Source organism: Legionella rubrilucens (assembly GCF_001468125.1).
In the GTDB taxonomy this organism is placed as follows: domain Bacteria; phylum Pseudomonadota; class Gammaproteobacteria; order Legionellales; family Legionellaceae; genus Legionella_C; species Legionella_C rubrilucens.
In genome coordinates, this window is record NZ_LNYT01000007.1 from 403,446 (window position 1) to 419,450 (window position 16,005).

Sequence of the window (16,005 nt, forward strand, 5' to 3'; positions counted from 1 at the left end):
GCAATGGAAAGCGTGCAGGAACGTGAGATGTTTGTGAATTTGCCGGTTAAGGATTTATCCAAAACCATTGATTTTTTCAAACAACTGGGATTTGAATTCAATCCTCAATTCAGTGATGAAAATGCAACCTGCATGGTGATTGGCAAACATAATTTTGCCATGCTTTTGACGGAACCTTTTTTCAAGGGATTTACGCCCCACCATGAGATAGCTGATGCAGCACGGAGCAAGGAAGTCCTGGTGGCGGTGTCCCTGGAGAGCCGTGAAGCAGTGGACAACATGATGAAACAGGCGATCGCGGCTGACGGTAAAGAGTACCGTCCCAGACAGGACCTGGGGTGGATGTACGGTTGTGCCTTTCAGGACATTGATGGCCATGTGTGGGAACCCTTCTACATGGACATGAACGCCATGCCAGACCCCATGAAAAAGACTGATTAAGCGTGGAGACAGACCGTGCGCTTTCATGCGCCATTCCCCAATCGCTGCACCACAGAACGGCTTTATTTGAACGGCATTTTGCCTCGCTCAATCACCCTCTGCGTGCCGCTGTATGCAAATTGCTTGTCGTTAGCGATTACGCCTGTCATCAACTGGATACGTTGACTGAGTTATTAAAAACGGACGAGGGCGTGAATGGGCTTTCCTGCGAGGACTATCATCGGCTGGCCAATGAATTGCTGACGCAGGCGACGCTGGCTTCCTTTTCACGTCAGCTTCGCCAGTTCCGCCACCGGCATTTTCTGCGTCTCCTGCTTCGCGAGTACGCAGGTCTTGCGACCACCACAAACACTATGACCAGTTGGTCTCATTGCGCAGATGCTCTCATTTTAACCACCTTGCGGTTTTGTCATCAGGAACTGGTGGAACGGTTTGGCATACCCTGTGATGCGGAAGGCAATCCTGTCTGTCTTTATACGATTGCCATGGGCAAGTTAGGCGGGCAGGAGCTCAATTATTCTTCCGACATCGATTTGATTTTTGCTTACTCAGCGGCCGGGCAGACCCAGGGCCCGCAATCAATCACTAATCAGCAGTACTTCACCAAAATCGTGCAGATGTTCATGCAGTTGTTTCAGGAGCCAACGCCTGAGGGATTCGTGTTTCGTGTGGATTTACGCCTGCGACCTAACGGTGAAAGCGGGGCATTGGTCAGTTCCTTGACGGCGCTTGAAACCTATTATCAGGAGCAGGGACGGGATTGGGAGCGTTATGCCATGGCTAAAGCGCGCGTTATCTGTGCGCCTGAAGATGCACCACCAGCCTGGTTTGAACGGCTGATTGTACCCTTTGTTTATCGCCGCTATGTCGATTTTTCCGTGATTGAATCCTTGCGCAGCATGAAGGCTTTGATTGAGAGGGAAATTCAACTGAACCCCAGACTGAATGACATTAAACGAGGCCTTGGGGGAATACGCGAGATTGAATTTGTGATTCAGAATATCCAGTTAATTCGCGGCGGACGCCTGCCGCCTCTGCGTCAACCCAATGCGCTGAATGCTCTGGACGCGTTGCGGCGCTGCAAATTGTTGCCGCGAACCGGTATTTTACGAGAGGCCTATCTTTTTTTGCGCAGACTGGAAAATTGCTTGCAAAGCGAGAATGATCAACAAACCCATGCCTTGCCGACGCATCCGGTTAAACAGGATCAAATCGCCCTGGCCATGGAGTATGAAAGCTTCAATGAACTGCTGAATCGTCTGCATCAATTTCAACGGATTGTCAGTACCACTTTTCATACCGCCATGGGCAAGGCCGATGCCTATGAAGATCGGGAACGCCTGTTAAGCCATCAGTTGACCAGCCTTTGGCAGGGGCATGTGGAACGTGCGATGGCGGTGAATCTGTTATCCAGTTTAGGTTATCGGAATGCAGAACGCTGTTACCAGATGATTCATGCCTTTCGCCATGCGCCGCGATGCCGGCGTCTCAATCAGGCAGCGCGCATGCGGCTTGACCGTTTTATGGTGCTGCTTCTGCAGGAATTGACCCAGGTTCCTGATGCCGAGTCGGTTCTATTGCAGGTCATGCACCTTCTCGAAAACATTGTAGGCCGCAGCGCTTACCTTGCACTGCTTGCTGAAAATCCGCAGGCGTTGAAGGAATTGCTGCACTGGTTTGCAGAAAGCCCGTTTATTACCTCCCTGCTAGTGAATTATCCTTTCTTAATGGAAGTGCTGCTGGATAAGGAGCGCAATTGGCGTGCTCCCAGCCGCAATCAATTGGCTCAGCAACTTCAAAATCAATTAAGCCATGTCAGTGAAATGGACCTTCAGGAAGATGTGTTACGGCAGTTTAAATTAACACAATGGCTGTTGGCAGCCCGTGCGGAAATGGATGGCCGCATGGATGCAGTTAAGGCTGGCCGCTTTTTAGCGGATGTGGCGGAAGTGATTGTGATTCAGGTGATTAATCACGCTTGTCGCGAGTTGAGTCTTCGTTACCCTGAAATGGCCGGTATTACCAATCGATTTGATGTGATTGCCTACGGTAAACTGGGCAGTATGGAGATGAATTACAATTCCGATCTGGATTTGGTTTTTGTTCATGATGTTCCCTTTGAACAGGAAGGACTGGTGAACCGTCTGTCGCAAAAAATCATTCACATGTTAACGACGCGTTCACAGTTCGGTATTCTTTATGCCGTGGATACCCGTCTTAGACCCTCGGGTTCGGCTGGTTTGCTGGTCAGTCCTTTGACCGCCTTTCTGGAGTATCAACGCAAACAGGCCTGGACCTGGGAACATCAGGCGCTGGTTCGAAGCCGTCTTCTCTATGGCAACAGAAAAAGTCGACACCTGTTTAATCAATTGAAGAAAGACATCCTGTTATTACCGCGTAAGTGGCAGAAAACAGCCGAGGAAGTTCAGACCATGCGCGAAAAGATGAGCCGCAATCTGGCGAAAGAGGAAGGCAGGGACATTAAACATGCCAGGGGCGGGCTTATTGATTTGGAGTTTCTGGTGCAGTTTTTAGTGTTATGCAGCGCAGAAAGTTCCCTGGCACGCTACACGAACACCCTGCAGCTTCTCCAGCAACTGGCCATTGCTAAAAAAATAAGCCCCAGTCGATTTAACCGGCTGAAAGAGGCTTACAAAACCTACCACAAACGGCTGCACCATCAATTGCTGGGACTGCACGCTGACAGCAAGGGCTTGTCAGACCATCAGCGCCAGGTCCGAGATATCAGCGCTGCAATTTATCCCTTGAGCCGGGATTAAGTCCCTGATTTTGTAGAAATCAAATTCGAACACCGGCACGCATGACTCATTTGCAGGGCGACAGATGGTTTGGTATTAAACAAATAGATTATAATATGGCTCTTGTGTTGGTATAAAGAGCGAATATTATGAGCGCATCTCACATTTCTTATTTATTAAGTCTCGATAAAGCCAGACGCCGTGAGCAGCTTTTGTCAACAGTGAAGCAGTTGCCGCTAGACGAATTGATGGATTGTTTCTCGTTCTTTATGGGCAATGATCCAATAAAAAAATCCGATTTAACCGCTTATCAGGCGACTAAACCGTTTGTATTGGTTGGCACGTCCATTTTTGGGGCGGTTGCCATTGCCTGCCATTTGGGAGAACAGCTGAGTACGCCTCCACAAGTCGTTATTGTTGACTTAAGTCCTCAAGTCGCTAAAAGCTGGGATTTAATTAAATCCTATTTTATGGCCAGCGCAGAAACCAACCCTGAACTGGCGGTAAAAGGGTTTTGGGACCTGTTACAGAGGAATCGACCCAATGAGTTTTCCATGGATGGCAATTCAGAGAATTTATGTGATTTTTTGCTTGGCCTGATTGAGCAATACGGGCTTGTGCGTTTTAAGCAAATCGTCATTGAAGCGGTCATTATTAAACAAAGTTGGGGGCATGAAGTCACGTTTCAGCGGATCCGGGATGTTTATAAGGGTATGGATATTGTGGCTTACCCTTCCAATATTATTCATTGTATCCACGATTTAAAAACCCAAAAAGACGTGGCTCGCTGCGTTAACCTGTTGCGGCCCGTGTTGTCTATTCAGACGAATTTACAGCAGGGTGAACCCACGCAACTGCATTTAATGAATGACAATTCAATCAAAACCATTATGAGAACGTTAGGTCCCGGTCCTTTTCTTGAAGGCATCGATAAACTCGCCTTTGAAAGCGAATTTTTAGCGCCCAGTCCGAGCATACCGGCCGTGGTGGTAAAACCCGGCAGCGTCCCTGGAACCTTGTTCGCTCAATCAGTGAAAAAGGAAGAAGGGCTGAAAGCCGAAACCGATTATGCCTCAGTAACGATGGGTTCGCTCGACAACAACGACCAGGGGAGCGAGAGGCTCCACGGGTTGCAGGACAGTTGCAGTACCCGGATTAATTAAACTCCGCATACAAATCATAATCATCACTGTCAACAATGGTGACATCGGCAAGGCTTCCGGCTTTCATGGATTCATCAAAGGGCAGGTAAACAAGACCGTCAATTTCAGGCGCATCACTTTTGCTGCGCGCAATGATTTGATCGTCCTCAATGTTGTCGATAAGGACGGTCTGGCGAGTGCCGATTTTAGCGGCCAGCTTTTCACGGCTGATTTCCGCCTGAACCTGCATGAAACGGTGATAGCGCTCTTCCTTAATCTCATCGGGTATCGGGTTAGGCAACTGATTGGCCTCTGCACCTTCAACGGGAGAGTACTGGAAACAGCCTACGCGATCCAGCCGTGCCTCGTTAAGAAAAGCAAGCAGTTCCTCGAATTCGTCCTCTGTTTCACCCGGGAAGCCGACAATGAACGTGGAACGCAACGTAATGTCCGGACAAATTTCCCGCCATTTTTTAATGCGAGCCAGGGTGTTTTCACTGCTGGCCGGGCGTTTCATGGCTTTTAACACCCGGGTGCTGGCATGCTGCAAGGGAATATCGAGGTAAGGGAGAATCAGCCCGTCACGCATCAGGGGAATAATGTCATCGACATGGGGGTAGGGGTAAACATAATGCAGACGTACCCACAACCCCAGCTCACCCAATTGCTGGCACAGATCATAAAAACGGGTCTGCACCGTTTGGCCTTGCCAATCGATTTCCTGGTAACGGGTATCCACGCCATAAGCGCTGGTATCCTGAGAAATCACCAGCAACTCCTGAACGCCGGCGTCTTTGAGGCGTTTGGCTTCGGATAAAACCTGAGCCATGGGGTAGCTTTGCAATTTGCCGCGCATGGTCGGGATGATGCAGAAGGTGCATTTCTGATTGCAGCCTTCTGAAATTTTTAAATACGCGTAATGACGCGGGGTGAGTTTAATGCCTTGCGGAGGCACCAATTGGGTAAAGGGATCCGCGGGTGGCGGCAAGTGGCGGTGAACGGCACGCACGACGTCTTCATAAGCATGGGCGCCGCTGATGTGAAGCACATCCGGGCAGGCTTCACGAATTAAATCCGCTTTGGCGCCAAGACAGCCCGTTACAATCACCCGGCCATTTTCAGCCATGGCTTCCTTAATGGTATCCAGCGATTCCGTCACGGCGGCATCGATAAAACCGCAGGTATTGACGACCACAACGCCGGCATCCTCGTAAGTGGAAACCAGATCATAGCCCTGGGCCCGCAGTTGGGTGATGATACGCTCAGAGTCCACTAAGGCTTTTGGACAACCCAGACTGACAAAACCCACGCGATGATTCATGCTTATTCCTCAATACTGTCGCGGCGGTTGCCTTTTCCCAAGGCAACCTGATAGACAGTTAGCTAACTGTAAAAAAAGTGGGCTAATTATACGCTTGTAGAGGGTAATTTGTCTAATTCTAAATGTTAATGGGTGCCCGTCGTGATCTGTTGCAGTTGCTGTAAAAAACGTTGCGGCGATTGTTCGCCGACCAATTGCAGGTTCGTTAATTCTCTCCCATGAGGATTGAAAAAGACAAAGGTAGGCGGCGCAACCACGCCAAATTTTTTCATTAGCAATTGATCCGCCTGGTTGTTGGCAGTCACATCGGCTTTTAAAATGATGAACTGTTTGAGCTTACGGGTGACCTCAGGATCTTTGAACGTGGTGTTTTCCATGATTTTGCAGGAAGCACACCAATCCGCATAGAAATCGATCATGACCGGTTTGCCCCGGGCTTTGTTCACAGCCAGCTCGACGTCATTGATGTTTTTAACCAGGGTTACTGGTGCGGCGGCATGGCTGGCTGTCGTCATTTGAAAGCGTGCCAGGGGCTGCAGGGGGTTGGTTTCACCCATGCTGGCGCCGATTAAAATCAGCAGGCCGTAAACCAAAAGAAGGATTCCCAGGGCTTTATGGAATTGCGCGGTTTTGGTTTCTGCCGGAAGAAAGGCGCCGATGAAGACGCCGCAGAATACCAGCAGAGCCGCCCAAAGGCTCATACTGACAGCACCGGGGATAATGCGGCTTAGTAAATAAATCGCGACAGCGAGCAGCATCACGCCAAAAAAGGATTTGACAGCATTCATCCAGTTGCCGGCTTTGGGGAGCCACTTACCGGCTGATGTGCCGATAACCAGTAACGGGGTTCCCATGCCAAGGCCTAAGGAAAACAAAGCCAGACTGCCTAAGGTGACATTGCCGGTATGGGCGATATAACCCAGTGCGCCAATCAAAGGGGCGGTGACGCAGGGTGACAAGATCAGGGTGGACAGGCAGCCCATGATGGCCGCTCCCAGGTAATGGCCGCTGCTCTGATTGCGGCTGACCTTAGCCAGAGCGGCTTGCCAGCTGACTGGCAGTTTTAATTCAAAAAATCCAAACATGGACAGGGCTAAAAGCACAAACACCAGGCTGAACAGGACAATAATGGGCGGTGCCTGCATGGCAATCTGCAGATTGCTGCCCAAAACAGCCACCACGGCGCCCACGGCGGCGTAGGTTACAGCCATGCTTAAGACATAACTTAAGGACAACAGAAATGCTTTACGGGTGGTCATGGCGCCGCTGTGACCGACAATGATCCCTGAAAGAACCGGCACCATGGGTAATACGCAGGGGGTAAACGAAAGCAATAAGCCAAAGCTGAAAAAGCTTAAAATGATCATGGTCCAATGGGCATTGTCAAACAATCCCTGCGTCTCATCCGACTTCAGGGGCGCCGGCTCTTCCGTTGTAATGTCCGATTCAAGGTTGGTGCTCACGAGCGCCAGGTGTTGATCAATGGTTAATTTGATGGCCTGTGTTTCCGGTGGATAACAGAACCCGTCATCGGCACAGCCCTGGTAATGGAGGGTCAGCAGCGATTCACCGGCTTCCTTGCCGAGAATAGCAATGGGCAGTGTGATTTTGTCGCGGTAAACGCGGTAGGTGCGTCCTTGTTTGTCGGTTTTGCTCAAGGCCTGCGGAAAACGCAGGGTGCCAATATGAACATTGCTGTCCGGGCTTTCATCGAGTTTGATGCGATCGGCATAGAGAAAATAACCGGGTTCTATCTGCCAGGTGATGGCAAATGTATTGGGGTCGACGGTTTTAACTGACACCTTAAACACCTCGGCGGCTGGGGGAGGGGTGGCGTGGCCGCTTAAAAAGGCCAAGGCCAGAGCCAGAAACAAAGCCCACTTTTTCATGCAATACCTGTTAATTACTCTCTATAGTTGCATTGTAGAACCACGCATGAGAAAACCAAAATTTTTTTTTTAAAAACCCCTTGAAACTTAATTAACCGTCCCCATATGCCTGACATCGGTATTCATTGTCAGGCATTGAATGCCCGAATCAGAGAATTCTGACTATTGATAGTGATGAATAAATAACCAGGAGAAAACAAGTATGAAAATTCGTCCGTTACACGATCGCGTTGTTGTCCGTCGTATGGAAGAAGAAAAAACCTCAGCCGGCGGGATTTTAATTCCAGACAGCGCCACTGAAAAACCCATGCGCGGTGAAGTCATTGCCGTCGGTGCTGGAAAAGTGTTAGACAACGGTGATGTTCGTGCCCTGGCTGTTAAAGTCGGTGATACGGTTTTGTTTGGTAAATATTCTGGTACTGAAGTAAAAGTAGCAGGTCAGGAATTGGTTGTGATGCGTGAAGACGACATCATGGGTGTGATTGAGAAGTAATCTAACGAATCGAAGGAGATAGTAAGAATGGCTAAAGAATTACGTTTTGGCGACAGCGCTCGCCAGGAAATGCTCGCTGGTGTCAATGCTCTGGCAGACGCCGTACAGGTCACGATGGGTCCTCGCGGCCGTAATGTGGTCCTCGAAAAATCATTTGGCGCCCCCACTGTCACGAAAGACGGTGTTTCCGTTGCCAAAGAAATCGAACTGGAATCCCGTTTCAGAAACATGGGCGCCCAGATGGTTAAAGAAGTCGCTTCTAAAACCTCTGATACTGCAGGGGATGGTACAACGACAGCGACTGTACTGGCTCGTGCTATTCTGGTTGAAGGCCACAAAGCCGTTGCTGCCGGCATGAACCCCATGGATTTAAAGCGCGGTATCGACAAAGCGGTCATTGCGATCACGAAAGAACTGCAATCCATGTCCAAGCCCTGCAAAGACGGCAAAGCCATTGCCCAGGTTGGTACTATTTCTGCCAACTCTGATGAAGCAATCGGTTCCATCATTGCGGAAGCCATGGAAAAAGTGGGTAAAGAAGGCGTTATCACTGTCGAAGACGGTAACAGCCTGGAGAACGAACTGTCTGTGGTTGAAGGGATGCAATTTGACCGCGGTTACATTTCGCCTTACTTCATCAACAACCAGCAAAACATGAGTGCTGAGCTTGAGCACCCATTCATCCTGTTGGTTGACAAGAAAATTTCCAGCATTCGCGACATGCTGTCTGTTCTGGAAGGCGTTGCCAAATCCGGCCGTCCTTTGCTGATCATTGCAGAAGACGTTGAAGGCGAAGCCCTGGCTACTCTGGTTGTCAACAACATGCGCGGCATTGTGAAAGTCTGTGCGGTTAAAGCCCCTGGTTTTGGCGACCGACGTAAAGCCATGCTTCAGGATATTGCTATTCTGACCAATGGTCAGGTCATTTCTGAAGAAGTGGGCAAGAACCTTGAAGGCGCTTCTTTAGACGATCTGGGTACTGCGAAACGCATTGTGGTCACGAAAGAAACCACTACAATCATTGATGGCGAAGGCAAAGAAAAAGACATCAACGATCGCATTACTCAAATCCGTGCGCAAATGGAAGAAACAACTTCTGACTACGATCGTGAAAAACTGCAGGAGCGCGTAGCCAAACTGGCCGGCGGGGTTGCTGTGATCAAAGTCGGTGCTGCCACTGAAGTTGAGATGAAAGAGAAGAAAGCTCGCGTTGAAGATGCGCTGCATGCAACCCGTGCGGCTGTTGAAGAAGGCATTGTTGCCGGTGGTGGTGTTGCCTTAATCCGTGCTCAAAAAGCCCTGGATACTCTCAAAGGCGATAATGCGGATCAGGAAATGGGTATCAACATCCTGCGTCGCGCTATCGAATCACCTCTGCGACAAATTGTTGCCAACGCCGGTTATGAGTCTTCTGTTATCGTCAACAAAGTAGCAGAAAACAAAGGCAACTTTGGTTTCAACGCAGCCACTGGTCAATACGGTGACATGGTTGAGATGGGTATTCTTGATCCAACCAAAGTAACCCGTACAGCACTGCAAAATGCAGCGTCTGTTGCCAGCCTGATGCTCACTACTGAGTGCATGGTGGCTGAACTGCCTAAGAAAGAAGAAAGCGCTGGTGCCGGCGACATGGGCGGCATGGGCGGAATGGGCGGCATGGGCATGATGTAATCGGCTCCTGTTCCCGTAAAAAACCCGCCGAATGGCGGGTTTTTTATTTACACCAATGGCCTCTTTTTCTCCGCCTCCCACTGTTTGAGCGGTGACAATTCCGGCTTGGCCATGGCCGCTACGGGTAAATAAAAGGTCTGCTCCAGCAGGTATTGCCCGCTTAATGCGGCATGAGACACCTGATCGGTAAACACAACCCAGGTGCTTAAGGCTGGAAAATCAAAGCGTATTTTTTCTACACTTTGCTGGTATTGATCATCGCGTTTCATGCGATCATGCAATTGCAATTGGTAATGATCATAAGCAGAACGCAGGGTTTTGGTGGTTTTTACCCCTTTCAGGATCAGCGCTTTCAGGTAGTTGTAATTGGGTATGCGTTGGGAAAAACGCGCCATGACCGCAGGGAAGGGTTCACCCAGGTGCCAGACACGCGGCAGACCCGATGGATTGATGTTGCAGAAGACCCGCAAAATACGCTGCCCGTAAACGGGTGAAGCAGAAAAGGAATCCACGTGCAAGCGTGTATCATCTTTGCGTTTACTGTAAACCCGGCCTTCAATTTCCGCAGGCCGGTAACTCGTCCTGCCCCACAGCAGATGCGAACTGTAGGAGGGAAACAGGGTTTCTATCAGCTCCCTTGCGAACAGAGCATAGCCGCGCATAAACGCGGTCAGCCTGTTCGACAGGTCCGGGTTAGCATGCTGCTGATTGTAAACACCCAAAGTCTGGGTTTTAAAATTAAAGCTGACGTTTTTATGCTTACTGTCAAGGATGGTGTCGGATAACAAATCCTGTTCAAGGCCTTCTTTGGAACTGTAAAAAAAGTCGGGCAGAAAAACAACCTGACCGGATTCCAGAGCCGACAGGGCCTGGGCCAGGATAGAAGGGTCTAACCGGCCTGAATCTGGCGTCTTAACAGTAAAAAGCGGTTTTACCATGGTATTCTCTGTCAATAAAAACTCATCGATTCTACCAAGTATTCGTGCTATTTTGAAAAGGATAAGTGACACTCAGGCAATCATAGTTTAAACCAATCAATTCCATATAAACGATTGATTTTAAAAATCGTTATTTTTCGACTATGGTAAAAGCATAACCGATGAGGAGGTGTGAACATGAGTATAGCGAAAGAATTATCGATTATTTTAGCGGATACCTACGCCCTGTATCTAAAAACGCAAAATTACCACTGGCATGTACGCGGCCCGCAATTCAAATCCCTGCATGGCCTGTTTGAAATGCAGTACACTGAATTGGCGGAGGCTGTGGATGAGGTCGCGGAGCGATTATTAATAACCGGCAACAAGGCGCCGGCAACCTTTAAAGAATTTGAAAGTTTAAAACGCATCAAGGACGGTGATTCAAGCCTGAATGCCAACCAGATGGTGGTTGAGTTAGCCCAGGATCACAGCACGCTGGTGAAAGACTTGAATCGTGCGCTGACCCTTGCCCAGGAGCAGAATGATGAGGGAACGGCGACGTTGCTTGGGGATCGAATCGCTGCGCATGAAAAAGCGCACTGGATGCTGGCCGCTTCTGCGGAGCGTTAATCGGCCAGATAAGAATAATACCAATCGACGTTCTGCTGGTTTCCCAATCAGCAGAACGCAGGCAGGCCATGAGTTGTGATTCACATTCTTTTTTCTTTAAGCTTGTTTGCAAGCGCTGTCTTGCTGTTTGCTATCCAACCCATGGTGGCAAAAATGCTGCTTCCCGTGTATGGCGGCACGCCAGCCGTGTGGACAGTCTGCATGCTTTTTTTTCAATTTCTCTTGTTGATCGCCTATGGGTATGCCTGGGTACTCAGTTATTTTTGCGGCAGGTACTGGCGGTTTGTGCATGCTGGTGTCGTGGCGATAGCCCTGCTTTTTCTGCCGTTAACTCTCATTCCCACCCAGGCCGCTGATGCGCCTGATCTGGGTATTCTGCGTGATTTGATTGGCCAACTGGGCCTGCCCCTGCTGATGGTCGCGGCTTCTGCGCCTCTTTTGCAGTTTGCCTACAGCTTAAGCCGCGGCAAACAGGCGCATGATCCTTATTTTTTATACGTGGCCAGTAACATCGGCAGTCTGTCGGCTCTTTTAAGCTACCCCTGGCTCATTGAGCGATGGATTGGCCTGAAACAGCAATTCGCCTATTGGAATTATTTGTTTGGGGGCTACTGCTTTCTCTTGGCAATCATTTTATGCCTGCCTTACCGTCAACCTGCCTTGACTGGCCGTCATCAATCGGCGCCGGTTGGCTGGCAAACCAAAGGCTTATGGATAGGCTATAGTTTTATTCCCTGCAGCCTGATGCTGGGTGTGACTTTTTACATTTCGACCGACATTGCCTCCACGCCCTTGTTCTGGGTCATTCCACTCGCCTTGTACCTGCTCTCGTTTGTCATGACGTTTGCCAAAAAACCCTTGATTCCGCAGGATTGGCTGGTTCGCAACAGTTTGATGTTTATTATTTTTCCAGTTGTCGGGTTTATTTTTGGCGCTAACCTGTTATCCGCCTGGCAGTTGATTGCTTTTCATTTAGCCTGTTTTATGATGTTCGCTCTTTTGTGTCATGGCGAACTGGTGCGGCTGCGGCCGCCGGCTGACCGCCTGACCAGTTTTTATTTCTGTCTGGCATTGGGCGGCGTATTGGCGGGCCTGTTTAATGGGCTGTTAGCGCCGCGACTGTTCAATGGCGCCTATGAGTATCCCATCACGTTTGTTTTTGCAACGCTTTGTATTCCATTAGCGGTCAGCCGGCGTTTTACCTGGATGCCCTTTGTCTTGGTTTTCGTCTTGACGGCCAATTATTTTTTAAGCGCCTATCCCTGGTATGCCTGGATCCGGGCTAATCGGGTGGTGGAGATGGGGGTTTTGGTGGTCATTATTGTCAATGGTAAAGAGAAAATCAATTTGTTTGCGAGCCTCGCGGTGTTGTTTCTTTTTCTATTCAGCCCCTGGTTTAAACTGTTGCCCGCTTTGGATTTGCAGCGTAATTTCTATGGCGTGAAGCAGGTGACGTTCATGTCAGGCGTCTATGCACTGTTAAGCCAGAGTACCGTTCATGGTTTCCAGTCTCCGGGAGCCTTAAGCGTGAGCAGTGGTTCGATGGCTTACTATGCCCCGGTGCAGCCGGTGCTTAAAGTCCTGCAGGCCAGGGAGCCTTCATTACAGACCCTTTTAGTCGGTCTTGGGACGGGCATGTTGACCTGCCAGTTCAGACCCAGTGATGCAGTGGATATCATTGATATCGATGCACAGGTGATTGGCATTGCCAACGATACCCGTTATTTCACTTACTTAAGGGATTGTCCGCCCCGCATTTCCCTGAGCGAAGGGGACGGGCGGCGAGTCCTTGGGCAAAAAGCGGATCATCAGGCTGATTTAGTGATTATTGATGCCTTTTCATCCGATGCAATCCCGACTCACCTGCTGACCCGGGAAGCCTTTTTATTGTATCAGCGCAAGCTCAATAAAGAGGGGATTATTCTGGTTAATATCAGCAATCGTCATTTAAGATTGTTACCGGTGTTAAACGGCATAGGCCGCGCACTTGATTTAATTGTGCTGCATGCACTTTATCCCGGGGATGCGAAAGCAGGGAAATTTCCTTCCGAATGGGTCTTGCTGACGGCCAACGAACCGTTGGCCCGGTCCTTGATGAACCGGGGCGGCTGGCGTTTTGTCACCGAGAATGAAAGCATCCTGTGGACAGACAATTACTCAAACATCGTGTCATTGTTGAAATGGTGATCCGAATCCCGCTTAAACAGGCCGGCTAAGGTTTTTTTCTCTGTTTTTTCCTTGCTTTTAAGTACCATGAAATAGGCATTCACATAGTCAGGAAGGTTGTGATTGGCTTGATAAAAGGTGTCTTTTCCGGTGTAGGCGCCCGTTAAAAAATCAATCTGGTAGAGATTATCGGCAAAAGCACCGCCAGTGTCGGCCATGATGCCCATGCGGGTGATGTCATTACCCCGTTTATCGTGGTATTGAATCAGCAGCAATTTTCCAAGGCCAAATTGCGCCAGATCGGCAGCAAACGTAACTTCGTAATTGACCGTGATCTTGTGATCAGCGTCTTTACCGTACCCTTTAACACCGTCTACTTCTTTAAAATACCAGTAACGCTCCTGATCTTCGGGTTTTTTAACCGTATCGTAGGGGATGTTGTTATTGCGGTGCACATTAAAATAGCGGGGTTTGCCATTACCAAAATCAGCCACGAGGGTGCCCTGCAGCAGGGCGGCTTCGAGATCGGCACGGCTGACATAAGCAAGAACCGGTACTTTTTTACCCTTTAAGGCCCCGGCAAGAATGGCTTGTTTACCGTATTGAAAGCGAGTCAGTTTAGGTTTGGCATTGGCCTCTTCCAGAGTCAGGTATTGCTCATCCGCAGGAAGTCCGTGGATGGCATAAGGGGTCAATGGCGTCGGTTTGGCCGAGGCTTTGGCCAGATGCACATAATATTCCGTCATAACAATCTGATTGTCAGGGATGCCGCGTAATTTGGCTTTACTGCGGTAACGGCGGGCATGTTTCACATCAGGCAGCCAGCGGACAAATTCAAACTGTTTTTTAACGAACTCGGGATCACTGAGTTCAGCTTGATGTTTGCAGATAAAAACCAGGGTGGCTTTGATTCGCCACATGGGAATCGGTAAAACCTGTCCTTCATGCAGTACCTGCGGATCGTAACTGGGGTCGTGGTTTAAATAGGCCAGCGTCTGCTTGGCGGTTTCACAGAGGGCTTTGCCATCGATCTGATAATGACTTTGGGTTGACGGTGCTTCTTCCACAAAATGGGGGGCGGCAAAAAGCGGCGAAACAAACAAACAACTGCAAGCAAGGGTCCTTAAATTCATTGTGCGTAGTCTCCTGATGAGTGCAATGCCTGCCATCATACCAGCAAATCAATGCCATGGACAAAAACGGTGGTTTACCTTGGATGTAACTTCGCCTATAGTGGACTATAAGACCGCAGTTTGATCAACTTGAGAGAGTTTGATGAACTATATAAAACCATTATATGTGCAGGTCCTTCTTGGTATTCTTCTCGGCATCCTTCTTGGCTTTTGCCTGCCGGAGGCCGCCTCCTCCCTGAAACCCTTATCCGATGCCTTCATTAAACTCATCAAGATGCTGATTGCGCCCATCATTTTTTTATCGTTGGTCTCAGGCATCGCGGCGATGAATAACTTAGAGACTGTGGGCAAAGTCGGGGGGGCCGCCCTGGTGTATTTCATTGTCACCACGGCTTTTGCCCTGGTGGTGGGGTTGCTCGTCGGTGATTTGGTGCAACCCGGCGCCGGGTTGAATATTGATCCGGCCACGCTGGATATCAAAACGGCGCAACCCTACCTTGGTAAAGCGACGACGGCGGCCACCCCAAGTGATTTTTTGTTAAACATTATTCCTCAAACTTTCATCAGTGCTTTTGTCGATGGGGAAATTCTGCAGGTTTTGCTGGTAGCGATGTTGTTTGCCATTGGTTTAATCATGGTGGGTAAAGAGGGAAACATCGTGTTGGACGGCGTGCAGGTGCTTGCGCGAATTTTTTTTAAAATCATTCATCTGGTGATGCACCTGGCTCCCATCGCCGCGTTTGCTGCCATGGCCTTTACCATCGGAAAATACGGTTTGAAACCCCTGCTGAACATGATGGGGCTGCTGCTTTGTTTTTACGTGACCTGTCTCGTGTTTGTGGTGGGTGTTTTAGGCCTTATTCTAAAGCTCTATTGCCGGATGAGTGTGTTTAAACTCTTAGCCTACATCAAAACCGAATTGCTGATCGTTCTTGGCACTTCGTCGTCCGAAACCGTGCTACCCAATCTTCTCGAAAAACTGGAAAAACTGGGCTGCAAAAAATCAACCGTGGGTCTGGTCCTGCCTCTAGGGTATTCGTTTAATCTTGATGGAACGGCCATTTACCTGACGCTCGCCGCACTGTTTATTGCCCAGGCTACCAATACCGATTTAAGCGTCTGGCAGCAACTGTCGCTGCTTGCGGTGATGATTGTCAGTTCCAAGGGGGCCGCTGGTGTGGCTGGCAGCGGCTTTATCGTGTTAGCCAGCTCATTGGCGGCTGTGGGGCACGTGCCGGTGGCCGGAATTGTGCTGATCCTCGGGATTGACCGCTTCATGTCCGATGGGCGCGCGCTGACCAATGTCATTGGCAACAGCATTTCCACCTTAATCATTGCCAAATGGCAGGGAACATTGGATGAAAAAAGAGCCCGGGAAGTCCTGGACAATGTTACGCTGCAAAAGAACATTCAGATCAGCATGGAATAACCTATACTCAG

12 protein-coding genes are annotated in these 16,005 nt (G+C 49.4%); 8 read left to right on the plus strand and 4 right to left on the minus strand.

Translation table 11 applies throughout. The features are described from left to right. Nucleotides 1-3: 3 nt before the first annotated feature. From Lrub_RS05490 to Lrub_RS05500, 3 genes are all read left to right on the plus strand, one after another. Nucleotides 4-441, plus strand: a complete 438-nt coding sequence (locus Lrub_RS05490) for a VOC family protein (protein ID WP_058531556.1) — start codon at nt 4-6, stop codon at nt 439-441. A 2-nt stretch (nt 442-443) separates the two neighbouring features. Then, on the plus strand, nt 444-3,221 hold the full coding sequence (glnE, locus tag Lrub_RS05495; RefSeq protein WP_082651449.1) for a bifunctional [glutamate--ammonia ligase]-adenylyl-L-tyrosine phosphorylase/[glutamate--ammonia-ligase] adenylyltransferase: 2,778 nt from the start codon (nt 444-446) through the stop codon (nt 3,219-3,221). A 128-nt stretch (nt 3,222-3,349) separates the two neighbouring features. Then, a complete protein-coding gene (locus Lrub_RS05500; RefSeq protein WP_058531172.1) occupies nt 3,350-4,363 on the plus strand; it encodes a hypothetical protein in 1,014 nt (337 codons plus the stop codon). Here the strand turns inward: Lrub_RS05500 and rimO are convergent. Next, nucleotides 4,356-5,663: a 30S ribosomal protein S12 methylthiotransferase RimO gene (gene rimO, locus Lrub_RS05505; protein WP_058531173.1), complete on the minus strand. Its 1,308-nt coding sequence runs from the start codon at nt 5,661-5,663 to the stop codon at nt 4,356-4,358. The genes Lrub_RS05500 and rimO overlap by 8 nt on opposite strands. Nucleotides 5,664-5,788: 125 nt before the next feature. Further along, nucleotides 5,789-7,552, minus strand: coding sequence for a protein-disulfide reductase DsbD (dsbD, locus tag Lrub_RS05510; RefSeq protein WP_058531174.1), 1,764 nt, complete (start codon nt 7,550-7,552; stop codon nt 5,789-5,791). 202 nt (nt 7,553-7,754) lie between these two features. Here dsbD and groES point away from each other — a divergent pair, with 202 nt between their 5' ends. Next, the gene (gene groES, locus Lrub_RS05515) at nt 7,755-8,045 is read left to right on the plus strand and encodes a co-chaperone GroES (RefSeq protein WP_058525296.1); all 291 of its coding nucleotides are present in this window, start codon (nt 7,755-7,757) and stop codon (nt 8,043-8,045) included. 27 nt (nt 8,046-8,072) lie between these two features. Beyond that, nucleotides 8,073-9,716: a chaperonin GroEL gene (groL, locus tag Lrub_RS05520; RefSeq protein WP_058531175.1), complete on the plus strand. Its 1,644-nt coding sequence runs from the start codon at nt 8,073-8,075 to the stop codon at nt 9,714-9,716. Nucleotides 9,717-9,763: 47 nt separating this feature from the next. Here groL and Lrub_RS05525 read toward each other — a convergent pair whose 3' ends face one another. Then, on the minus strand, nt 9,764-10,654 hold the full coding sequence (locus Lrub_RS05525; RefSeq protein WP_082651450.1) for a Kdo hydroxylase KdoO: 891 nt from the start codon (nt 10,652-10,654) through the stop codon (nt 9,764-9,766). A 177-nt stretch (nt 10,655-10,831) separates the two neighbouring features. Between Lrub_RS05525 and Lrub_RS05530 the strand changes: the two genes are divergently transcribed. Next, on the plus strand, nt 10,832-11,266 hold the full coding sequence (locus tag Lrub_RS05530) for a Dps family protein (RefSeq protein WP_058531176.1): 435 nt from the start codon (nt 10,832-10,834) through the stop codon (nt 11,264-11,266). Nucleotides 11,267-11,341: 75 nt separating this feature from the next. Further along, nucleotides 11,342-13,453: a spermidine synthase gene (locus Lrub_RS05535; RefSeq protein WP_058531177.1), complete on the plus strand. Its 2,112-nt coding sequence runs from the start codon at nt 11,342-11,344 to the stop codon at nt 13,451-13,453. Here Lrub_RS05535 and Lrub_RS05540 read toward each other — a convergent pair. Continuing rightward, nucleotides 13,420-14,565, minus strand: a complete 1,146-nt coding sequence (locus tag Lrub_RS05540; RefSeq protein WP_065235718.1) for a hypothetical protein — start codon at nt 14,563-14,565, stop codon at nt 13,420-13,422. The two genes, Lrub_RS05535 and Lrub_RS05540, sit on opposite strands and share 34 nt — an antisense overlap. 142 nt (nt 14,566-14,707) lie before the next feature. Between Lrub_RS05540 and dctA the strand changes: the two genes are divergently transcribed. After that, entirely contained in the window at nt 14,708-15,994 is a 1,287-nt protein-coding gene (dctA, locus tag Lrub_RS05545) for a C4-dicarboxylate transporter DctA (RefSeq protein WP_058531178.1), read from the plus strand. Nucleotides 15,995-16,005 lie beyond the last annotated feature (11 nt).